The organism is Lachnoanaerobaculum sanguinis (genome assembly GCF_033242365.1).
GTDB classification, from domain to species: domain Bacteria; phylum Bacillota; class Clostridia; order Lachnospirales; family Lachnospiraceae; genus Lachnoanaerobaculum; species Lachnoanaerobaculum sanguinis.
In genome coordinates this window covers 95773-119033 of record NZ_BTHK01000005.1, presented here as the reverse complement: position 1 = coordinate 119033, position 23261 = coordinate 95773, and the positions used below count along the sequence as shown (strand labels likewise).

At 37.2% G+C, this 23261-nt stretch carries 24 protein-coding genes; 3 read left to right on the top strand and 21 right to left on the bottom strand.

Annotated features, from left to right (window positions below; translation table 11 throughout):
* Positions 1-62 precede the first annotated feature (62 nt).
* The 7 genes from SBH76_RS04815 to glgB all read right to left on the bottom strand — a co-directional run bounded on the left by SBH76_RS04815 (position 63) and on the right by glgB (position 7799).
* On the bottom strand, positions 63-635 hold the full coding sequence (locus tag SBH76_RS04815; protein ID WP_317976984.1) for a DUF1836 domain-containing protein: 573 nt from the start codon (positions 633-635) through the stop codon (positions 63-65).
* Between the two features lie 72 nt (positions 636-707).
* Positions 708-1910, bottom strand: a complete 1203-nt coding sequence (locus SBH76_RS04810) for a cofactor-independent phosphoglycerate mutase (protein WP_317976983.1) — start codon at positions 1908-1910, stop codon at positions 708-710.
* Between the two features lie 17 nt (positions 1911-1927).
* The gene (locus SBH76_RS04805; RefSeq protein WP_009662918.1) at positions 1928-2683 is read right to left on the bottom strand and encodes an amino acid ABC transporter ATP-binding protein; all 756 of its coding nucleotides are present in this window, start codon (positions 2681-2683) and stop codon (positions 1928-1930) included.
* 6 nt (positions 2684-2689) lie between these two features.
* On the bottom strand, positions 2690-3340 hold the full coding sequence (locus tag SBH76_RS04800; RefSeq protein ID WP_128673216.1) for an amino acid ABC transporter permease: 651 nt from the start codon (positions 3338-3340) through the stop codon (positions 2690-2692).
* A 155-nt stretch (positions 3341-3495) separates the two neighbouring features.
* A complete protein-coding gene (locus SBH76_RS04795; RefSeq protein WP_317976982.1) occupies positions 3496-4341 on the bottom strand; it encodes an amino acid ABC transporter substrate-binding protein in 846 nt (281 codons plus the stop codon).
* Between the two features lie 258 nt (positions 4342-4599).
* Entirely contained in the window at positions 4600-5514 is a 915-nt protein-coding gene (locus SBH76_RS04790; protein WP_314098768.1) for a mechanosensitive ion channel family protein, read from the bottom strand.
* Positions 5515-5555: 41 nt separating this feature from the next.
* On the bottom strand, positions 5556-7799 hold the full coding sequence (gene glgB / locus SBH76_RS04785) for a 1,4-alpha-glucan branching protein GlgB (protein WP_317976981.1): 2244 nt from the start codon (positions 7797-7799) through the stop codon (positions 5556-5558).
* Positions 7800-8161: 362 nt separating this feature from the next.
* Here glgB and lepB point away from each other — a divergent pair, with 362 nt between their 5' ends.
* Positions 8162-8701 (top strand): signal peptidase I, encoded by a 540-nt coding sequence (gene lepB, locus SBH76_RS04780; protein WP_009662907.1) that lies wholly within the window; start codon positions 8162-8164, stop codon positions 8699-8701.
* Positions 8702-8762: 61 nt separating this feature from the next.
* On the opposite strand, the gene SBH76_RS04775 is transcribed toward lepB, so the two are convergent.
* From SBH76_RS04775 to SBH76_RS04740, 8 genes are read right to left on the bottom strand one after another with little or no spacing between them, the layout of a single operon-like run.
* The gene (locus SBH76_RS04775; RefSeq protein WP_317976980.1) at positions 8763-10127 is read right to left on the bottom strand and encodes a PFL family protein; all 1365 of its coding nucleotides are present in this window, start codon (positions 10125-10127) and stop codon (positions 8763-8765) included.
* A gap of 8 nt (positions 10128-10135) precedes the next feature.
* The gene (locus SBH76_RS04770; RefSeq protein WP_290649071.1) at positions 10136-10408 is read right to left on the bottom strand and encodes an ACT domain-containing protein; all 273 of its coding nucleotides are present in this window, start codon (positions 10406-10408) and stop codon (positions 10136-10138) included.
* Positions 10409-10428: 20 nt separating this feature from the next.
* Positions 10429-11223, bottom strand: coding sequence for an MBL fold metallo-hydrolase (locus tag SBH76_RS04765; protein ID WP_314758093.1), 795 nt, complete (start codon positions 11221-11223; stop codon positions 10429-10431).
* Positions 11224-11227: 4 nt separating this feature from the next.
* Entirely contained in the window at positions 11228-11788 is a 561-nt protein-coding gene (gene coaE / locus SBH76_RS04760; RefSeq protein WP_317976979.1) for a dephospho-CoA kinase, read from the bottom strand.
* Positions 11788-14430, bottom strand: coding sequence for a DNA polymerase I (gene polA / locus SBH76_RS04755; RefSeq protein WP_317976978.1), 2643 nt, complete (start codon positions 14428-14430; stop codon positions 11788-11790). Before polA ends, coaE begins: the two co-directional genes overlap by 1 nt.
* A 10-nt stretch (positions 14431-14440) precedes the next feature.
* Positions 14441-14776, bottom strand: coding sequence for a zf-HC2 domain-containing protein (locus SBH76_RS04750; protein WP_317976977.1), 336 nt, complete (start codon positions 14774-14776; stop codon positions 14441-14443).
* 1 nt (position 14777) lies between these two features.
* Entirely contained in the window at positions 14778-15254 is a 477-nt protein-coding gene (locus SBH76_RS04745; RefSeq protein WP_007596063.1) for a methylglyoxal synthase, read from the bottom strand.
* 14 nt (positions 15255-15268) lie between these two features.
* Positions 15269-16543: an SPFH domain-containing protein gene (locus tag SBH76_RS04740; protein WP_317976976.1), complete on the bottom strand. Its 1275-nt coding sequence runs from the start codon at positions 16541-16543 to the stop codon at positions 15269-15271.
* A 192-nt stretch (positions 16544-16735) separates the two neighbouring features.
* Between SBH76_RS04740 and SBH76_RS04735 the strand changes: the two genes are divergently transcribed.
* Both SBH76_RS04735 and SBH76_RS04730 read left to right on the top strand, forming a co-directional pair.
* Positions 16736-17104 carry a RidA family protein gene (locus tag SBH76_RS04735; protein WP_007596054.1) on the top strand — a complete coding sequence of 123 codons (369 nt, stop codon included), beginning with the start codon at positions 16736-16738 and terminating at the stop codon, positions 17102-17104.
* Positions 17105-17307: 203 nt separating this feature from the next.
* Entirely contained in the window at positions 17308-18189 is an 882-nt protein-coding gene (locus SBH76_RS04730; RefSeq protein WP_009662890.1) for an SH3 domain-containing protein, read from the top strand.
* A gap of 73 nt (positions 18190-18262) precedes the next feature.
* On the opposite strand, the gene moaC is transcribed toward SBH76_RS04730, so the two are convergent.
* Genes moaC through moaA form a run of 6 tightly spaced genes read right to left on the bottom strand, consistent with a single transcriptional unit; the run spans position 18263 to position 23259 of the window.
* Positions 18263-18727: a cyclic pyranopterin monophosphate synthase MoaC gene (gene moaC / locus SBH76_RS04725; RefSeq protein ID WP_317976975.1), complete on the bottom strand. Its 465-nt coding sequence runs from the start codon at positions 18725-18727 to the stop codon at positions 18263-18265.
* Between the two features lie 12 nt (positions 18728-18739).
* Complete coding sequence (locus SBH76_RS04720; protein ID WP_317976974.1) at positions 18740-19771, bottom strand: sulfate/molybdate ABC transporter ATP-binding protein; 1032 nt, start codon at positions 19769-19771, stop codon at positions 18740-18742.
* Between the two features lies 1 nt (position 19772).
* A complete protein-coding gene (gene modB / locus SBH76_RS04715) occupies positions 19773-20441 on the bottom strand; it encodes a molybdate ABC transporter permease subunit (RefSeq protein ID WP_009662933.1) in 669 nt (222 codons plus the stop codon).
* Complete coding sequence (gene modA, locus SBH76_RS04710; RefSeq protein ID WP_317976973.1) at positions 20434-21339, bottom strand: molybdate ABC transporter substrate-binding protein; 906 nt, start codon at positions 21337-21339, stop codon at positions 20434-20436. The genes modB and modA overlap by 8 nt, the downstream gene beginning before the upstream one ends.
* Positions 21340-21358: 19 nt before the next feature.
* Entirely contained in the window at positions 21359-22288 is a 930-nt protein-coding gene (gene mog, locus SBH76_RS04705) for a molybdopterin adenylyltransferase (RefSeq protein ID WP_317976972.1), read from the bottom strand.
* Positions 22288-23259 (bottom strand): GTP 3',8-cyclase MoaA, encoded by a 972-nt coding sequence (moaA, locus tag SBH76_RS04700; protein WP_317976971.1) that lies wholly within the window; start codon positions 23257-23259, stop codon positions 22288-22290. Before moaA ends, mog begins: the two co-directional genes overlap by 1 nt.
* Positions 23260-23261 lie beyond the last annotated feature (2 nt).

Below are 23261 nucleotides of genomic sequence, written 5' to 3'. Positions count from 1 at the left end.
GTATATGTAATTTGAGTGTATATGTACAGTTAAAATTTTCTTACTTATTCATATCTTTCGGCTCAAATTTTATTCAGAATATATTCAATTAAATGTTGCTTAAAATATACTTCCATTACAATATCTGATAAAAAAGTAAATAACTCAACGTTTTCATCTTTTTTGTCAAAGGCATCCACTTTATTCTTTGCATACTCAAGTCTTTTTTTCAAATCATCTACAATCTCGTTTTTTTTGTCATCCTCTATGTGAACCAGAATATCATACAGCTTCGACAAAGACTCATCTCCCTTATCAAAGCTGTTATATATACTCAAATCACAGAGCCTTTTAATATCCGCAAAGGAGAGTACATTCTTGTAAAAATATATAAGTATAAGAAGCATCACATGATTCTTGGTATATTTTTTCTTATCGGAAGGCGGCAAAAGCTTGTTCTTCGTATAATTATTGATCATGGTTTTTGTAAGAAGCTTATCATCCTCCTCTCGTTTGAAACTTTCAAGCTCCTCGTCAATAAAACTTGTCATCTGATCCATATACAAAGAAATATCCGGTATATCTTCCGATTTTACAATATCCAAGCCCTCAAAATGCTTTATCATATCATTGATAATTTCTTTATTGGTTTTCATAACATCAGTATATAGTATTAAAAACCATATATCAAGTAAAATAAAAGAGCCGCCGGTAAGCGACTCCATATCTTATAATTTATTATTGATAAACTTCTCTAAAAGTGTATATCCTTCCTCTATAAATATTCCGGATTCTTTTGCATTCTTTTCCGTATAAGTTATTGCAACATCCGTTTCATTATTTGATCTGTATATCTTAAAAGGAACAGGGTCTGAAGAATGAGTCTTGGTCTCGATAGGTGTCGGATGATCCGGCATTATAAGCATTGCAAAGTCTTCGTTTGCTTCTCTAAGTGCCTCACAAAGAGGTCCTACAACTCTTTCATCGATTCGCTCCACCGCTGATATCTTACCTTCAGTATCTCCATGATGTCCGCACTCATCCGGTCCTTCCAGATGAATATATAAGAAATCATTTCCGTCCTCAAGCAAAGTCTTTTTTGCAGCTGCAAGCTTACCCTCATAATTTGTGTCCACAGTACCTGTAGCACCTTCCACATCGATGCTCTCCATTCCTGCGCTAATGCCGATACCTTTTATAAGATCCACAGCTGAGATAACCGCACCCCTAAGTCCGTTTTTCTTTTCAAAGTTTTCTACATTAGGTTTGGTACCTTCTCCCCAAAGCCATATGGAGTTTGCAGGATTTTTTCCCTCCGCCTTTCTCTTTAAATTCACAGGATGATCCTTTAAGATATTATAGCTTCTTTCCATAAGAGATAAAATCTTATCATTTTTCGGTAAGTATTCACCTATTACTCTGTCAGATATATCATGAGGAGGTGTAAGATCAAGTCCGGTCTTTCCGTTGTCCCATATCAAACAATGTCTGTATGATATTCCGGGATAAAACTTGAATTCCTCATCTCCAAGCTCTTTTTCCACTGTTTCAATAAGCTCTCTTGCCTCCTCAGTGGATATCTCACCGGCAGAATAGTCAAGCATTGTTCTTTTTTTCGGATCCTCCTCATCTGATAGAGTAACCAGATTACATCTTATTGCAACATCTGTTGCTTTCATATTTATACCTATACTTACAGCTTCAAGTGGTGATCTACCCGTATAGCACTTAAGAGGATCATATCCCATTACTGCAAGGTTTGCCACATCACTTCCCGGCTTTAGCTCCTTCGGCACTGTTCTTGCCATACCGAGCACGCCCTTAAGAGAGTCAATATTTGGCTTTTTAGCCACATCAAGTATTGTCTTATTGCCAAGTTCAGGAATATCTTTATCCGCCATTCCGTCTCCAAGTATAACTATGTATTTCATATTATCCACCTTTTTGTTTATTTGCTTAATGCACCTATAAAGTTCTTCATTCTTTCATTAGTTGATGCAAAGACTTCCTCAGGAGTTCCCGACTCAACTATCACTCCGTCAGACATAAATATTACCTTGTCGGATATTTCTTTAGCAAACGCCATCTCATGTGTAACAATGACCATGGCAATTTTTAAATCGGACAAAGATTTTATTACTCTGAGAACTTCTCCCGTAAGCTCCGGATCGAGTGCGGATGTCGGCTCATCAAAGAAAAGTATCTTCGGATTTAGCGCCAGTGCTCTGGCAATAGCGACTCTTTGAGACTGACCGCCTGAAAGCTGATAAGGATATGCTTCGGCTCTGTCCTCAAGCCCCATCTTCTTTAGCAGAGAAAAGGCTTCTTCTTTCACTTCTTCCTTATCCCTTTTTTGTACTCTTATCGGTGCATCACAGATATTTTGCAATACATTCATATGTGGGAAGAGATTGAAGTTTTGGAATACAAGGCCGAAGCATTCAGAAATTTCTTTCAATTTACTCTGGCTCTCATAAACCGCCTTACCGCCTACACTTTTACAAACCGAGTTTCCGTTATAGCTAAGTTCTCCGTCATCCATTTCTTCCAATAATGTAGCACAGCGCAAAAGTGTGGATTTGCCTGAACCTGACGGACCTATAATACTCAAAATTTCACCTTCTTTTACTTCCAGTGATATATCCTTTAAAATTTCCACACCGCCAAAGGATTTCTTTACTGATTTCATACTTAATAATGACATAATCACCTACTTGTAATATTCTAATTTCTTCTCTATTGCTTCCATTACAAACGCTACTATTAAATTAAATATATAATAGAACAATGCGGCGCACACAAAGGGTAACATACTTGTTGTACTGCTTGCGAGTGCCTTTGCCATTGTAAACATCTCCGCCACACTTATTGTAAAGGCCAAAGATGTATCCTTTACCAAAGTTATTACCTCATTTGTTATAGACGGTAAAATTCTCTTTATTACCTGTGGCAGTATTATAACAAAGAAAGTCTGAGATTTACTGTATCCCAATATCTTTGCGGCTTCGTACTGTCCGCTTGGCATGGACTGAATTCCGCTTCTGTATATCTCTGCAAAATATGCCGCATAATTTACCACAAAACCGATTATGGTGGCAACTATCCTGTAATTTCCTGAAGTTGATACTCCGAAAATATAATATGGTCCGAAGTATACAACCATCAGCTGTAACATAAGCGGTGTACCGCGCATTATTGAAATATATACCTTGCACAGATATGAAATAAACTTTATTTTACTCAATCTGCCGAAGGCAACCAACAATCCCAGCGGAAGTGAAAGTAACAGTGTGATAAAAAATATCTGTATACTGACCAACATTCCGGGTACAAGCTTTAATGCAATATCAAGAATATTCATAAAATCTCCAATCAGTGTAAATATCTTACTATTATATCCTTTATTTTACAATCCTACCATAAGTTATTTCTTAAAGCTTTGCAGAATTGCAAAATAAAAGTCTTATATCTATAAGAAAAAGAAAACGCCGGCATATATCTGTCGGCGTCTTAATTTTACTCTAAAGTTGTAACATCCTTACCAAACCATTTTTCTGAAATAGTTTTCATTGTTCCGTCCGCTTTCATATCTTCAAGTGCTTTTTGTACTTCATTTTTTAAAGTTTCATTTCCAAGCTTAAATCCGACACCGTATTCCTCACTTGAAAGAGGTGTATCAAGTACTGTAAATCCGTTTCCTCCTCTCTTTGTAATCTGATAGTTTGCTACTACACTGTCCATTGCAATGGCATCCACACCGCCCATCTCAAGATCCATAAAACCTGTATTATAATCCGCTACAGTCTGTAATTTACCGAAAGTATTTGCAAGTTCGGTGTTTTCCTTCAACGCCGCCTCTGCTGATGAATCTGTCTGAACCTCTACAGTCTTTCCTGCAAGATCCTCTATTGAATCAATACTTGAATCTGATTTTACAACAAATACCTGATCGTTTTTCATATATGGTTTTGACCATGTGTACTTATCTTCTCTACCCTGAATACTGAAGCCGTTCCAGATACAGTCAATGTTTCCTGATGTAAGCTCCATATCCTTTGCATCCCATGCTATAGGCTGATATTTGATTTCCTTGCCTATTCTCTTTGCAACTTCAGCTGCAAGCTCAAGGTCAAATCCTGTGAACTCTCCGTCATCTCCTACAAAGCCCATAGGTGGGAAGTCCTGATCAAATCCCACTGTGAAAGTAGACTTATTCTCTGATGCCGCTGTGGTAGTATCATCCGACTTACTCTCCACCGCACTTGTATCTGCTGATGCTGATGTGCTCTCTGCAGTCTTTGCTGATGAACAACCTGCCAACATAATTGTTGCTAAGATTCCAAGTAAATAAATTTTTTTCATAAATACACCTCATAACTTTCTTTGACTTTTGTTTTCTCTTTATAGTTCATTATGGTAGCATACTAAAGTATATCTGTCAACACTTTATTTTACTACCATGATAAAGTGTTATTATCAATACATTATCTCTCTACTATAGTATAGAAATATTTTATACTTATATAAAAAGAGCCGCTATACCAATCAAATTCTATAATATATGTTGATCATCTGCTCAACTCACATTATAGACTTTTGTATAACAGCTCTTGTAAAAATTTATTTATCGTAAGAATTGTCTTTTAAATGTACTTCCAACTGATTGTAAGGAATCTCTATTCCGTTTTTATCAAATTTAACCTTAATTTCTTCTATAAGGCCCCATTTGACGGTCCAATAATCATCAGTCTTACACCAGGCTCTTCCACCAAGGATTACAGCAGATGATGCCAAATCGCTAACATATGTTAAAATCTCTTTATTTTTTAATATCAGCCCGTTTTCATCAATGGCGTCTTTTATAAGCTTCTTTGCCTTTCTGATATCGGAATCATATGACACACCTACTTGAATATCTATTCTCCTGGTATCATTCGCAGTAACATTTGTTATAACATCGTTTGCAAGCGCACCGTTGGGTATGGATATTCTCTTATTATCGGCCGTCAAAAGTATTGTATATATTACTCCTATTGTATCTACAATACCCTCGGCCTTCGGTGTGATTATATAATCACCTCTGACAAAAGGCCTGCTGAAAAGTATTATCATTCCACCTGCAAAGTTGCTTAAGCTTCCCTGCCATGCAAGTCCTATCGCAACACCTGCAGAACCAAGTATCGCTACCACACTGCCCTGATTTACTCCCAGTCTCCCGGCCAGTCCAAGTACTACCATGGCGTACAGTAATACTTTCAGCGTTGACAGAAGAAACTTTCTTACAGTCAAATCAACATTTATCTTTTTCAGAAACTTTTCAAGCATTCGTGATAAAAATTTTATCACCTGACCGGCAATAATAAATGTAATTATCACTATTACAATATTATAGGCTATTGCCAATAATACCGGAGAAAGCTCTTTTAAAGTCTGCATCATAACACTTGGTTTAAGCTTTTCTATATCCTGTGCTACAGACTCGGCAACTTCACTTTCAGAAATACTCGGTAAACTTGAACTTATTTCACCGGTCATATAAATTCCGGTAAAGCTTTTTAATATATTATAAAAATCCACTATTTCGCCCACTTAAATACTATTGTAGCCATTGGAGGAACCTTTATCTTAAGTGAATTTTCTCTGCCGTCCACTTTTTTCTTAACAGATTTCTTCGCTCTCTTATTTCCGACTCCGCTTCCGCCATACTTCTTATCATCTGAATTGAAGATCTCGGTATATGTTCCCTTATATGGAACACCGATTTCTCTTTCATAAACAACCGGTGTGAAATTGCATACCACAACCAATGTGTCTTCCTCATTCTCGGTCTTTCTAAGGAATACAACCGTACTTTCATCCTTTGATGTACAGTTTATCCACTCGAATCCGTCAGGATTATAATCAAGCTTATAAAGTGCAGGATAATCCAGATACAGTTTATTCAAAGCCTTTGAATACTTTTGCATCTTACTGTGAATATCGTAATCAAGCAGATTCCACTCAAGTGATACATTTTCATTCCACTCATTCATCTGACCGAATTCCTGTCCCATAAAAAGAAGCTTCTTTCCCGGATGAGTCATCATATATCCGTATGCCGCTCTGAGGTTTGCAAACTTTTCTTCCTGAGTTGCTCCCGGCATCTTTCCTGCAAGAGTAGCCTTACCGTGAACCACCTCATCATGACTTAAAACAAGAATAAAGTTCTCACTGTAGTGATAAAAAAGCGAGAATGTCAAAGCATTATAATCTCCGCTTCTAAAATATGGGTCAAGCTTCATAAACTCAAGGAAGTCATTCATCCAACCCATATTCCACTTATAGTCAAATCCAAGTCCGCCTTCATTTAAATCACCGCTTACTTTAGGCCATGCTGTAGACTCCTCGGCTATCAAAAGGCTTGAAGGATTTTTCTTTTTGTAAATTGAATTCAGATGCTTTAAGAACTCTATAGCATCCAGATTTTCATTGCCGCCATATATATTTGCAACCCACTCTCCCGAGTTCTTACCGTAATCAAGGTAGAGCATTGAAGCTACCGCATCCATTCTTATACCGTCAACATGGTATTTATCCGCCCAGAAAAGTGCATTTGAAATAAGGAAGTTGCTTACCTGAGGTCTTGCATAATTATATATCAATGTACCCCAATGCGGATGTGCTCCCTGTCTGGGATCTGCATGCTCATACAAATGACTTCCGTCAAAACATGCAAGGCCGTGCAAATCTCTTGGGAAATGAGCAGGTACCCAATCAAGTATTACTCCGATTCCCTTCTTATGTAAATAGTTTATAAAGTACATGAAATCATCCGGTGTACCGTATCTGCTTGTAGGGCTGTAATATCCTGTCACCTGATAGCCCCAACTTGCATCAAGCGGATGCTCCATTACAGGCATAATCTCCACATGTGTATAATTCATCTTCTTTACGTAAACAGAAAGTTTATGTGCTATCTCACGATAATTATAGAATACAGAGCCGTTTACTTCCTCACCGTTCTCATAATACTGCATTTCTTTTCTTATCCATGAACCAAGGTGTAATTCATAGATATTCATTGCTGCAGATTCATTCACCTTTGTAGATTGGATATTTTCTCTGTCTTTCATCCAATCCTCATCACTCCATTCAAAGCCTGAAATATCCGCAACTATACTTGCAGTATTCGGTCTAAGCTCTGAATAAAATGCATAAGGGTCGGACTTTAGCATAGGCTCTCCCTTTTTTGTCTTTATTTCAAATTTATAAAGGCTGCCTACACTAACTCCGGGTATAAATATTTCAAAAACCCCGAAATCACCGAGTCTCTCCATCTGATGTCTTCTGCCGTCCCAAAGGTTGAAATCACCTACAACAGATACTCTCATAGCTTCAGGTGCCCATACCGAGAAGTTTACACCCTCCACTCCTGAGATTGTCATAGGCTTTGCACCCATTTTCTCATAGATTTCATAGTTGATTCCGGCATCAAATTTTGATAAATCTTCCTCGGAGTATATACTGTCAAAGGAATACGGATCTGATATGGTCTGTTCTGCTTCATTATCATATTTAACTATAAATTTATATTTAAACTCCTGCTTTCTTCCCACAAAGCATGCAAAAAATCCGGCTTCATCCATACATTGCATTGCAACAGGATTTTTGTTCCCGTCAATCAACAACGCCATCTCTTTTGCACTTGGTATAAAAGCCTGAACCAAAAAACCTCCATCCACTCTATGTGAACCGAGAATCTTCTTTGGTCTGTCACATTCTGAATAAGTGATCTCCTCTATCGCTGCCCAATCCATCAAATCATATAAATTCTTATCCATAGCCTAACCCTTCCTTCTAACATTATGAGTAACAGTTCAGATAATATACTGCCTACTTATCCGCTCCATAACATTTACATAGATTATACTATTCTTTTGCAAAACATGAAAGTAAATGTTATAAACTACACTGTTTAAATATGACTATTATTACTTATTATTTTTATACTTCATTATACTTTTTTACTTCTATTATTATACCATAAAACAAAACTCAAGATATTTAAAGTATTCCAAAATATGTTTATTATTATTTTCATAATTATTTTATCATTTGGTTGTATTATAAATTCAATTATCGTAAAATAGTATGAGTTCAAATAAAGAAAAAATTGTGAGAGAAAATTAGATTGGAGAAGATGATGAATAACAATTCAGATTTTGACGTTGTAAAAGAAATTTTCAGTTGGATTTCTATAATAGTGGTAGCTGCTGTGATAGCGCTTGTTTTAAACCTTTTTATTATAGCAAATTCGAGAGTACCGTCTGCGTCTATGGAAAATACTATAATGACAGGGGACAGAGTTGTCGGATTCAGACTCACTTATCTTTTCCAGGAACCGAAGCGTGGGGATATCATAATATTTAAATTCCCTGATGATGAGAGTCTATACTATGTAAAGAGAATTATCGGTGAGCCGGGAGATATTGTAGATATCAAGGACGGCAAAGTGTATTTGAACAATTCCGAAACTCCGCTTGAAGAAGATTATATAAAGGAGCCTATGATACCCGAGGCCGATATGCATTTTGAAGTACCTGACGGAGCTTACTTTTGTTTAGGTGATAACCGAAACAATTCTGCAGACTCCAGAAGATGGGTACACCCATATGTATATAAAGAGAAAATAATTGCAAAGGTAATCTTCCGCTACTTCCCGGGATTTAAGATGTTGAAGTAATATGAATTGAATTTGAAAAACAGGCATATCAATGATATATGCCTGTTTTTTGATATTAAATTTAGTTTTTAAAACTATGTATAGGTGCAGGTATTCTGCCACCTCTGTTTACAAATTTCTCACATGAGAAGCTGTTTACAGGCATTATAGGCGCATAGCCTAAAAGTCCTCCAAACTCTACCACTTCACCCTCGCCTTTTCCGATAACAGGTATAAGTCTTACTGCAGTAGTCTTTTGATTTATCATACCGATAGCCGCCTCATCAGCTATAATACCTGCTATTGTCTCTTCCGAAGTATCTCCGGGTATGGCAATCATATCAAGACCTACAGAGCATACGCAGGTCATTGCCTCAAGCTTTTCCAAAGTCAAAGCTCCGGCATTCACCGCATCTATCATACCTTGATCTTCCGATACAGGAATAAATGCACCTGAAAGTCCTCCTACATATGAAGAGGCCATAACACCGCCCTTTTTCACCTGATCGTTTAAAAGTGCAAGTGCCGCTGTAGTCCCCGGTGCACCTACTCTTTCAAGTCCGATTTCTTCAAGTATTTCAGCTACGGAATCTCCTACGGAAGGTGTCGGTGCCAATGAAAGATCTATTATTCCGAAAGGAATACCAAGTCGTTTTGACGCTTCTCTTGCCACAAGCTGTCCGACTCTTGTAATCTTAAATGCCGTCTTTTTTATAGTCTCACAAAGCACCTCAAAGTTTTCGCCTTCGGCTCTCTTTAAAGCCGCACGCACAACTCCCGGTCCGCTGACACCTACATTTATAATGGCATCGGCCTCTGTAACACCATGGAATGCACCTGCCATAAAAGGATTGTCATCAGGAGCATTGCAAAATACCACAAGCTTTGCACAACCGATAGAATCTCTGTCGGCTGTCATAATTGCGGTGTCTTTTACTATTTTTCCCATAAGCCTTACAGCATCCATATTAAGTCCTGTCTTTGTTGATCCCAAGTTTACAGAGCTGCAAATAAAGTCCGTCTCATTCATTGCCTGTGGTATTGACTCGATAAGAAGTCTGTCAGCCGCAGTTATTCCCTTTGAAACTATGGCTGAATATCCCCCCAAAAAGTTTACACCTAGGTCCTTTGCAGCCTTATCAAGTGTCTTTGCTATCTGTACAAAGTCTTCTTTTGTCTTGCAGGCGCTTCCACCCACCAAGGCGACAGGTGTGACCGATATTCTCTTGTTTACAATAGGTACACCGAAGTCCTTTGATATTTCGTCACCTACTCTTACAAGGTCCTTTGCGGTGTTTGTTATCTTATCATATATATTTTTACAAAGCTTATTTAGGTCTTTGTCTATACAGTCAAGTAAGCTTATTCCAATAGTAATAGTTCTGACATCCAACAGATCCTTGTCGATCATGTCGTTAGTCTCTATTACTTCAAACATATTCAGCATAATTCCTCCTAGAGTCTGTGCATGGATTCAAAAATTTCTTCTTTTTGAGCTTTTATCTTTACTCCGATCTCATCCCCGAGTACATCCAGATCCTCAACAACTTTTGTAAATTTTACAGTGGCGTTTTCCATATCTGTAATCATCATCATATTGAAATATCCGCTTACTATTGTCTGTGATATGTCCAATATATTTATTTTATTTTCTGCAAGATATGTACATACTCTTGCTATAATACCTACTGTATCCTTGCCCACCACAGTTATTATGACTTTGTTCATAAAATTCTCCATTCCTAACATTACACATAGCAAATTTCAGATAATGCATCTCTTTTTGCCACTTCTATATCAAAATCTTTCGGATTGTAAGGTCTCTCATCTGCAAAAATTTCATATCTTACACTTTCAAGAGCCAGTTCCGGAAGATTATTCTTATCTGAAAGATGTCCTAAAAAGATTTTCTTTATATTTTCATTTAAGATCTCACATATAAGCTTTCCCGAATTTTCATTGGAAAGATGTCCTCTTTCACTTAATATTCTTCTCTTAAGCTCATATGGATATGGACCTGTTTCAAGCATTCTGATATCGTGATTTGCTTCAATAAGTAACGCATCCAGATTTGAAAGATTATCGACAATATCCTTTGTATATCTTCCGAGGTCTGTAGCTACCGCAATTTTTTTATTTTCGCATTCCACCCTGTACCCGAAGGGCTCATTTGCATCATGGTCTATATCAAATGCCAAAACTTCCAAATCTCCCAAACTTGTATATTTTTTTGATTGTATTATATGAAAATAATCTTTAATTTTAGAGTATTTATCTCTTTCTTTTAAATATCTGAGCGTACCTTCTGATGCATATACAGGAATTTCATTTTTTCTTACAAAGACTTCCAGACCTGATATATGGTCACTATGTTCATGTGTCAAAAATATTCCTGAAATATCTTTTCCGCAAAGCCCCAATTCGTTCAGTCTTGTCTCTATTTTTTTATTTGAAATACCCGCATCCACCAGAATATGAGTATTCTCACTGCCAATGTAAGTGGAATTTCCGTCACTTCCGCTTGCCAAGCTAACCAGTCTCAAAGTATCACCTCAAAGCCTCTCTTATGTTTTTCTCCAATTCAGATCTATCGCCGTTATTTTGTATAATTTTATCCGCAATAGACTCAAAATCCGACTCTTTTGGCTGCTTTGCGATTATCTGCTCAATTCTCTCTTTCTCAAGCCCTCTTGATAATATAAGTCTGTCTGTTCTGATTTCAATATCTGTATGCAGATACCAAATCTCATCATAGATATCCTTATTATCAGGCATAAGCGCCTGCTCCACCACATTCAATCTGTTCTCTAAAAGTCGGCTTTTAATTTCTTCATATACCAAAGGATGTATTATACTGTTTACCAGCTTTAATTTCTCTTTATCATAGTAAAGTATATCACCTAATTTTTTTCTATCAATGTTTTTTTTATCATCCAGTATAATATCCCCAAAAACCGACCTAAGGGCAGTGTAACCTGCCCTGTCTTTTTCATATAAAAAATGTGCCACTTTATCGGCTTCTATTATATTTGCAAAATGCTCTTCTCTAAGTATTTTCAAGGCTTCGCTTTTTCCGGAGCCTATACCTCCCAAAAGCAAAATATTCATTATTTTGCCTCCAACCAGGTTTTTCCTATATGAGCATCTACTTCAAGCGGAACTTTGAGGCTTACCGCCTCTTTCATCGCCTTTTCTACAAGTTCTGAGACTTTTGCCGCCTCTTCTTCTTTTACTTCCACCAAAAGTTCATCGTGGATTTGCAATACAATTCTTGCGTCAAATCCGCTCTTTTCAAACGCATCATCCACTTTCAGCATGGATATTTTCATAATATCCGCAGCGCTTCCCTGTATAGGCGAATTCATTGCAACTCTGTCACCGAATGATCTGGTCATAAAGTTTGAACTCTTTATCTCAGGTATCGGTCTGATTCTGCCAAACATTGTCTTTACATAGCCTTTTTCCTTGGCATCCGCCACCTGTTTATCAAGGAATGTCTTTACACCGCCATATATCTTAAAATAATTATTAATATAATCCAGAGCTTCTTTTCTTGATATACTTAAGTCTTCCGAAAGTGCGAATGCGGAGATACCGTATACCACTCCGAAGTTTACAGCCTTGGCATTTCTTCTAAGCTCCGGTGTCACCTCTTCAAGCGGCACATGGAAAACCTGTGATGCCGTAGCCGCATGAATATCCGCTGCAGAGTGATAGCTCTCTATAAGTTTTTCATCACCTGAAAGTGAAGCCAAAACTCTAAGTTCTATCTGAGAGTAGTCTGCATCCACAAATACATAGCCTTCCTTCGGTACAAAGATATCTCTTATCTTACTTCCCATCTCGGTTCTTACAGGAATATTTTGCAGATTCGGATCTGTAGATGAAATACGTCCTGTTGCAGTAATTGTCTGATTGAAGGTACCATGTATTCTACCGTCTTCTCTTATATATCCTGCAAGTCCTGTTGCATAGGTCGAATTAAGCTTTGTAAGCTGACGGTATTCAAGTATATCTCTTATTATCTCATGCTCAGGTGCAAGCTTTTCCAGTACATCCGCCGCAGTAGAGTAACCTGTCTTTGTCTTTTTTCCTCCTGAAAGCTTGAGCTTTTCAAAAAGTATCTCTCCAAGCTGTTTTGGAGAATTTATATTGAAGCTTTCTCCGGCTTTTTTTGTTATACTTTCTTCAAGCTTTGCTATTTTTTCAAGCAATGTGTCTGCATATTTTTTCAGTCTTTCTTCATCCACTCTTACTCCGGTGTTTTCCATCTTCGCAAGTGAATATATCAGAGGCATTTCCACATTTTCATAAAGCTCTGTAAGTTCCAAATCTTTAAGCTTTGCCAAGATATTTTCTTTGGCATGAAGTGCCACATAGCTTTCTGTGGCAAAATAATTTATTGCCTTCTCATCGTTAAATCTCAAGACTTCATTGAGTTTAGCCTTGCCTATCATCTCACTCTCTGAAGAACAGGCACTTTCCATATAATCTCTTGCAATATCCTCTACAAAATAGCTGTCTTTTAAAGGATTAATAAGATATGCCGCCACTGAAATATCATAGAAGTTCTTTGCCGCCTTCATATCTTTTACAAGCTTTATAAGAGGCTTTAATGAAAGTATATACTTTCCGGCATCAAGTCGGATGATCTCCTCAAGTATGTCCGAAATATTTTCCATATCCTTTATGATATAGGATTTATTTCCCAAGGTAATAGATATGGCATAAAGCGAATTTACATGATAGCTCTTTATAGCCGTCTCTTCCAGGCATATGGAAATGCCGAATTCTTTTGAAGTTTTCAGCTCAGTGTAAAAGCTCTCCCATGCTTCCTGTTTATCAATTACACTTGTATCAAGTTCGATACTTGCTTCTATCTCTACATTTTCATATCTTTTTAGGAAGGATTTAAACTCAAGCTTGTTTATCCATTCAAGGCTCTCTTTGGTGTAGAGATTTCCCACTTCCATATCTGAAATATCAGCTTCTATAGGAGCATCGGTTACTATAGTAACAAGCATCTTTGAAAATTTTGCATCCTCTACATGCTCACTTAATGCTTTTGAAGCTCTTGGCGGCTTTAATTCATCCACATGCTCAATTGCATTTTCTATAGAATGATATTCCTGTATGATTTTTGTAGCCGTTTTTTCTCCTATGGAAGGGACTCCGGGCACATTATCTGAGGTATCTCCCATCAGTGCCTTTACATCTATAAACTCCTTCGGTGTAACACCATATTCATTCATTACATCCTCAGGAAGGTAATCATGAACTGTTGTAACACCCTTTGAAGTCTTTGGGATCCTTATCTTTATATGTTTATCGGACAGCTGCAAAAGATCTCTGTCACCTGATATTACACTTACAAAAACTTCATCGCTTTGATATCTCTTTGCAATGGTTCCTATAATATCATCGGCCTCATACCCTTCTTTTGTAAGTATAGGTATATTCATTGAAGAGAGCACATCCTTTATAAGCGGAACCTGCTCTCTGAGTTCATCAGGCATTGACTTTCTTGTGCCTTTGTATTCCGCATATGCCTTATGTCTAAATGTCGGGGCAGACAAGTCAAAAGCGACTGCTATATAATCAGCCGCCTCCTCGTCCAAAATCTTGAACATGATATTCAAAAAGCCGTAAACCGCATTGGTATGTAAGCCCTGTGAGTTTGAAAGCTCAGGAACTCCGTAAAATGCTCTGTTTAAAATACTATGTCCGTCTATCAGAACTAATTTCTTCATATATCTCCTACTAAAAGAACCAAATTCGTAACTGCATCATGGCAATAATAAACACTCCGAAAAACATCAGTGTATTTATGGAATACTTAAGCACCCTACCGATAAATAATATAAAAATCTTTTGGTAGGCCTCTCTTATATGGCTGTTTAGAGCTGCAGTCAGATTGTAATCAATATCTTCACCATCCGACTTATCAAGACCCACTTCAACAATATAATAGATTTCCAGCTCATCCATACATGCTTTGCAACTCCTTACATGTTGCAAAAAGTCTCTTGTTTCCTCAATTGAAAGCTCGTCATGTATAAATGGTATGATGAGCTTTCTGGCTTCTCTGCAAGTCATTTTATGACATTTCCTTAACCCTTTGTGAAACGTTCTCTTTGAAATTTATAACATCATGGTCGTATTCGGTATCCATAAGTGATGATGTTATTATAAAGTCCGCACTGGATTTGTTTATAGCCATAGGTACATCATATACCTGAACTATACGAAGCAGTGCCTTCACATCAGGGTCATGAGGTGCCGCAGTAAGCGGATCGGTAAAGAATATAACAAAGTCAATCTTTCCTTCCACTATTCTTGCACCTATCTGCTGGTCTCCTCCAAGAGGACCTGAATTGTATCCCTTTACGGTAAGACCTGTTTTTTCGGTTATAAGTCTGGCTGTAGTACCTGTTCCGTACAATTTATGTTTTGCCAAAACATCCTTATGTTCTTCACACCAGTTTATAATATCAGGCTTTTTGCCGTCATGTGCAATCAATGCAATATTTTTCTCTTTTGGTATCGTAAGTGTTACTTTATCTATATTATTCATATTTTCTCCATTCTTTAAAACGGTTTTCCACACTCCGGACAGAATTTTGGCGGATTGCTCGGATCGTTTGGAGTATATCCGCAAGATGAGCAATGAATGGAAGCTGCTACAGGCTTCGGCTCTCCGCATTCGGAGCAAAACTTTCCGGTATTGTTTCCATGTCCGTGACTGCAGGTCCATGTGGTTGCCGCCTGCTGAGTACTGCCCTGCTGAGATACTCCGTTTTGCTGCATGGTATTTGTCTGCCCGGCCTGATTCATCTGCTGCCTGGCCTGCTCATCTGCAGCCATCTGATAGAGCTGATTTGCATTTATTCCACCCATCTGGGCTGCCATATTCATGCCTGCAAATCCCATCATTGCACCGCCCGAATTTTTTGCCGCATCTCTCATAGCATCAGCCTGAGCCAAAGTAAGATTTGCAGCTGCCATAGATGCATTCTGTAAAACAGCTGCTCTTTGCATCTGCTTTATATCTTTTTCATCTTCCGGTGGAATGGATATTCCGCTTATTGCAAATGAAACGATTTCAATTCCCAGTCTGTCTCCCCATTTGCTTGACATTATACTGTTAAGTTCATCTGCAAGTTCCATAGCATGGTTTGGAATATCACTGTATCTTGATCCTATTCCTGAAAGTCTTCCAAATGCCGGCTGAAGTGAATTCAAAAGATCCGCATTCATCTGGTCTAACATAGGTCCTTCAAGTCTATAATCACCGTCTACATTTCCTGATACATTTTGATAAAAAAGCAGAGGGTCTACAACTTTAAAAGAGTAACTGCCATGACATCTGATTTTTGTCTCATAATCAAATCCGATATTTGAATCAACTATTCTATATGGTATCGGTGTTGAAGTTCCGAATTTAAATCCCGGTATCTCTTTTGTATTGATGTAATAGACTCTGCTGTCTCCTGTAGCACCACCGCCAAATACAAGTCTGTTCTTAAACTGTTCCCAGGTTCTTTTAACTGTCTCTTTCAGATTACCTGCAAAAATCGTAGGCTCTTCAGTGTTACTGTAAACATATTTTCCGGTTTCCGCACAGACATCCTTTACTCTTCCGTTTTCAACGACTATCATACACTGTCCGTCTGCCACTGCAATAATAGAGCCGTCTGTAATAACGTTATTTGTGGATTTATTGTTTGAACCTCTTTGGTCCACTCTTTTTTTACCCTTTGTTACAATTATATCCCCTTCCAGCGAATCTTCATAGAAATAGTCTCTCCATGAATCTGCCAGTACGCCTCCTGCGGCACCGCTTATAGCTGAAATAAGTCCCATAGATTCTAACCTCCTGTTACGCTTAATCTTTGAAGCAATAATAATTTAATTATATCAATTTTTTACAATCAATACCAGTAAATCAATTCTTAAATATTTATAATCAAATAAAATTCACATACAACAGTAAAAAGAGGGTGTACAAATCTAAAAATTAGTATAAAATATAAGAAAAAGAAAAAGGAGATTCACATGAAAGTAATCGATACAAAAAATGCACCGGGTGCAATAGGACCATATTCACAGGGATTTATCACAAACGGACTTGTTTTCACATCAGGACAGATTCCTGTAAATCCTGCTAACGGTGAGGTTCCGGAGGGAATCACAGCACAGACAGAGCAGAGCTGCAAGAATGTAGCCGCTATCTTGGAGGCTGCAGGTTCAGGAATGGACAAAGTTGTAAAGACAACATGTTTCCTTGCAGATATTGCTGATTTCGCTGCATTCAATGAAGTATATGCAAAGTATTTCACATCAAAGCCTGCAAGAAGCTGCTTCGCTGTAAGAGATCTTCCAAAGGGAGTTCTTTGCGAAATCGAGTGCATCGCTGAGGCATAAAATAAAATATTTTAATTATAAATCGGCTCTTTCTTGTGAAGAGTCGATTTTTTTATAAATTTTACCTCCTTTTTTGCGAATAATTCTCACTAAATGTTGTCTTTTATACAGCTTATATTGTATAATAAAGCTAGGTTTCTGTGAGCTTTGTATTTGAACTTTTATTCACAGATATATAATCGATTTTATAGGAGGTTTACCTGATGGCAAACTCAACCAACAATACTGCATGGCAGCAGATTCAAAACGGAGTTTATGATACCCAAAAGCTTTTGGCGGCTCAAGAGTATAACTTGTCAATGATTAAGGCAAAACAGACTTTGGAAATCATAATAAAGCAGCTCAGCGGTCGTGATGATGACGATGAGCAGAGTATTACCGATATTATAGATTCTTTGTATACAAGTAATGTTATTTCATATGACTCATTTGAACATTATCATAAAATTCGTTCTATAGGAAATAAAGCGATACTTGAAAATAATAACGAGGAGTTTAATGCAACTTTTGCTTGTCAATTGCTCTCGGAGGAAGTACAGACATTTATAAATGAGTACTCTCCAAGAAAAACCCGTGTATCACCCGTGGTTACACCTATTAGAAATGACAGTTCTCAAAAAAGAGCAAGCAGTACAGGTACTGAGGGTTCTCAAAGAAGAAGAGTTGTAAAAAAATCTTCAAAGAACAAGAAAAAGCCTACAGTTAACACTGCAGACTTGACCAAGGTAATCATAGGATTTGTAATACTTATTGTTTTGATTCTTTTATTTAGATCACTTGTTCCTTCAAAGAAGAAAACCAATACAACAAATACTACAACTACTACAGCCGTTTCATCAGACAGTACCGATACTTCAGAAACAAGTGCGGAGACTGCACCTGAGACTGCTGCAAGTGTTAAGTATGTTACAACAGCAAGGTTACATGTTCGTTCTTCACCAAGCCTTGACGGAGACATACTTGCAACTTTAAATGTAGGTGTAAGTGTAGATTATGCAGGAGAACATGATTCAACATGGTCTATTATCAATTACAATGGCGGACAGGCTTATGTAGCTACAGCTTATATTAAGCCGGCACAATAAAACATTTATACTTAAATATAATATTTTAAAAATGAGGGTGCGACTTAAAGCTAAGTTACACCCTCACTCTTTATTAAAAATAAAAGTCTCCGCTTTTTCCTCCGGTTTTCTCTAAAAGATGAATATCGCTTATACGCATTCTCTTATCAATAGCTTTACACATATCATATACGGTAAGCAGTGCAATATTTACCCCCATCAATGCTTCCATCTCCACACCTGTTTTACCTGTAGTCTTTGCTTTTGAGAATACGATTATATCATTCCCTTCAATTTCAAAGGTTATCTTTGAGCTTGTAAGGTTTATATTATGGCACATGGGAATAAGCTCTGAAGTCCTTTTTTGTCCCATAATACCTGCAACCTGAGCTACCGTAAGTACATCACCCTTTTTTATCTTTTTACCCGTTACAGCCTGCATAGCTTCATCACAAAGAGTAATTCTTCCTGTTGCAACAGCAACTCTGTTTGTAATATCCTTATCTGAAACATCTACCATTACCGCATTTTTGTTATCATCAAAATGTGTAAATTCCATATATTCTCCATTCTATTTCAATAATAATATATTTTCTTCATCTATCTGTAAGAATTTGGGCAATCCCCTGCCGGCAATCTTTTCTTTTATATCCTTTTGCACGAGCCAGGTAATGTCTGAATTTCCGTTTGTATACAGATAATAATTATCCTCAAATGGCAGCTTTGCCCTACTCTTTAATTTAAACTCTATCAGATTGGTACCGGTCTCTTCCCATACAGGCACGAACTCATGAGCTCTGATGCCTATGGCATTTATATTCTTTGGCAGCTCTTTTAAAAACTTAAACTTTATTCCCCAATCTATAGCCTCTATAGTATTATCTGAAATATACCTTATATCGGAAATATTTTTACAACCTGTAAGTATTGCAGTTATTTTTGTCTCAGGGTATTTAAATATTTTCTTTGTATTTCCAAGATTTGAAATTTTACCTGCATCAATTACCATGGTACTGTCACAAAGCCTGTATACCTCATCTCTTGAGTGTGAAACGAATATTGCACTGCCTTCAAAGTCTTCCAAGATCTGTGCTATTTCTTCCTGTATATGATCTCTAAGATAGATATCAAGTGCAGAAAATGCCTCATCAAACAGTAATGTTTTCGGCTTTCTGATAAGTATCCTTGCCATTGCAACTCTTGCCGCCTGACCTCCGCTTATCTTATTCGGTTTTGAATCCTTTATCTTTGTGAGTTCAAACTTCTCAAGAAACTTGTCCGCATCGGCTCTCTCAGACTTACTAAGACCTATAACTATATTTTCATACACTGTAAGATTTGGGAAAAGTGCGTAGTTTTGAAAGCAATATCCTATATTTCTGTCCTTAGGTTTTATATCTATTTTTTTCTCAGAATCAAAAAGCAGCCGATCATCAAGTTTTATATAGCCTTTATCAGGCTTTTCAATACCGGCAAGCATTTTTAAAATCATACTTTTTCCGGCTCCTGAACCCCCAAGTATTCCTATTCTGTTGCTGTCAAGCTTACATTCTATATCCAAAGTAAAATTATTAAGTTTCTTTTTTATATTTAATTCAAGCATACTACCTCTGTATATACTCCATCAAAAGCATTATTAAAAATGCGATAAACAGCACAATACCTACCCATATTCCGGCTTCAAGATAGCTCTGATTTTGTACAAGATAAGCTATCTGCTGTGATATTGTGGAGGTTTTTCCCGATATATTACCGGCAAGCATGGATGTCGCACCATACTCTCCTATCGCTCTTGCAAAGCTTAAAATCGCACCTGAAAAAAGTGATGGTGATGTTATAGGACATACCACTTTAAAGAAGATCTGAAACTCTGACAGCCCCAAAGTTCTGCCTGCATATATAAGATTCTTATCCAGCTGTAAAAAAGCCGACTTGGCATTTTTATACATTAGCGGAAAAGCTATAATGAATGCCGCCAGTACACAACCTATAAAGCTTTGTACTATTTTTATATGAAAATTACTGTATAAAAAGATGCCTACCGGTCTTCTTCGGCTAAATATAAGAAGCAGGAAAAATCCCACTACTGTAGGCGGAAGTACCATGGGCAATGTAAGTATGCTGTCAAATATCGCCATTATCCTTTTGTTCATGTAAAGACTGACATAGGCAAGTCCCACACCCAGAAAAAAACATATTATTGTAGAAAGAAGCCCTATTTTTAGAGTTATAAAAAAAGGGCTCCAGTCTAAATGTGCTAAAACATTATTCATATAAATATTTTTCAAATACTTTCTTTACATCATCTGACTTTAAGTAATCATAGAACTTGTCGGCTTCGGCACTTATCTTCTCATCAGCTTCGTCATTGTTTACTCTTGCTATAGGATATGTAATTTTTCCGGTGAGGCTCTCATCTATCTTTTCAATGATCTGAACATCATCTTTTCCATAAGTATCTGTAACATATACAAATCCTACTTCACCAAATCCCTCTACAACAGATAAAAGTGTTTTTGTAACATTAGAGTTTTCAATCACTTCAAGTCCAAGCTTTTCCTGAAGCTCGGCACCTGTACTTTCCTTGCTTATACCAAGGTCAGGATAAGCCTTTGAAAGCGCCTCTCTTGCATATGCACCTGCAGGAACGCTACTTTCACCGATTGATATTGACTTGGCATCCTTTATATTGGCAATGCCTGTAACCTTTGTCTCTGAGTTCTTAGGTGCTACTATACAAAGCTTATTGTGAAGCAGATCAACATCAGTACCTTCTTTTATAAATCCGCCTTCTTTTAACTTCTCCATCTGCTTCTTTCCGGCACTGAAGAAGATATCACATGCAAACCCTTCTTCAATCTGAGTCTGAAGTTTACCTGATGAATCTGTATTTAAAGCAATCTTTACATCAGGATTAGCCTTATTGTACTCTGTAATGATTTCTTCCATTGCAGATTTTAATGATGCTGCCGCAAATACATTGATTGCTGATGTATCTGCTGTGTTCTCGGCTTTGGTTGTTTCTTCACTTGCCTTAGTCTCTTCTGCTTTTGACTCTGCGGTTGTTGTGGTTTCAGGTGCTGTGGTTTCTGCGGCCTTTTGTCCTCCACAACCTGCTAATGTCAATGCTGCAACTACACTAAACACTTTACAAATATTCTTCAATCTCATAAATATCTCCCTCTTGTCTTTAATTTGTCTCTCTACCGCTCAATATTCCAAGTCCATGCTTTAGCGGTGTCATTATATATTCAATATTCTCTTTACAAGCCTTCGGACTACCCGGTAAATTTATTATCAGAGTATTTCCTCTTAGACCTGCAGTTTGGCGACTTAACATAGCCTTCGGTGTGATTGTAAGAGAATAGGCTCTAAGCGCCTCTCCTATACCGGGTACTTCTCTTTCCACAACCTGCTTTGTTGCTTCCGGAGTAACATCTCTTTTGGAAAATCCTGTACCCCCTGTAGTAAATACTAAATCCACCTGTCTTTGATCACTGAAATACAACAGTTTTTTTGCTATTTGACTCTTCTCATCCGGAACTATAATATAATCAACTACCTCCATTCCGGCAGCTTCCACCAATTCCTTTATAACAGGACCTGATTTGTCCTCATATTCCCCCTTTGAAGCTCTGTCAGAAACGGTAATTATACCCACTCTGTACGGACCTTCTTCTTTTTCAATAACTTTTATACTCTCTCCCTTTTGTACAACTCCCCCCTTTAATACTTCTGCAAATATGCCTTCTCTCGGCATAATGCAGTCCCCCATTTTTTTATATATATTGCAGTGACTGTGACATTCCTTGCCTATTTGTGTAACTTTTAGCTTTGCCTCTCCTATTTCAAGTACAGTTCCCACAGGCAGACTTCTAAGGTCTACTCCACCCACAATTATATTCTCACCAAATGCTCCGAAATCTACTTCGGCGCCTTTTTTTCTGAAAGCATCTATTTTTTCAAATGCCAATAAACTGACCTGTCTATGCCATTTTCCCGCATGTGCATCTCCCTCGATACCCCAATCTTCTTTTAATACAATTTTTTCTACTTCTTTTTTCTCAGTGCCTTTTTTCTCACTGATACATACCGCTAAAACTTCTATATTATTTTCCATTACCCACCTATTTCTACCATATCTTTCATTTCACTGATCTTTGACAAGTCTTCAAAAGCATGAGCTTCGGGCTTTCCTGCTATACATTCTCTGATTTTTTCTTTTAATATATTATGCTTTTTTTCAGATCCGATTTCAGTATTTTTTAAAATATCCTTTACATCAATATTTGATTCATAACAAAGACATGGTTTTAGTTTTCCTGTAGATGTAAATCTTATTCTGTTACAATTGTCGCAAAATTTTCCGTGCATTGCGCTGATAAAGCCTATAGCTCCGGTAAATCCTTCAAGTTTTATATATTTTGCAGGACCGTTACCATACTTTTTATTATCCTCGGCGACATTGTATCTTTCTTTTATTCTTTCAAGGATATCGATATTGCTTATCCCGATTGATTCCTTGCCATGCCCAATAGGCATCATCTCTATAAATCTGATATTTAATTTATCATTCTTTGCAAGCTCTATAATATCAAAGAGCTCATCATCATTTACACCCTTTTGTATTACTGTATTTATCTTTGTACTTATTCCTGCATTTATAGCTTCTTTTATACCTGCCATTACATCATTTAATGCATCAACACCGGTAATTTTTTTAAATTTCTCTTTCTTAAGAGTATCCAGACTTATATTTACACTTGAAAGTCCCGCTTTCTTTAAATCCTTAGCGAGCTTTTCAAGGTAAAACCCGTTTGTTGTCATTGTAATGTCTTTTATATTATCCAAGGTATGAAGCTTTTTTATAAAATCAACTATACCGTCTCTTATAAGAGGCTCACCACCTGTGATCTTATACTTTGTAATACCGCATTCGCTTGCCGCAAATGCCACTTCATATATTTCATCCAGGCTTAGAGTCTCTTCCACTTTTTTTGTTTCAGGCATACAGTATGTGCATCTGAAATTGCATCTGTTGGTAACGGAGATTCTCATATAGTCAATTTTTCTATTGTAACAATCTCTCATAT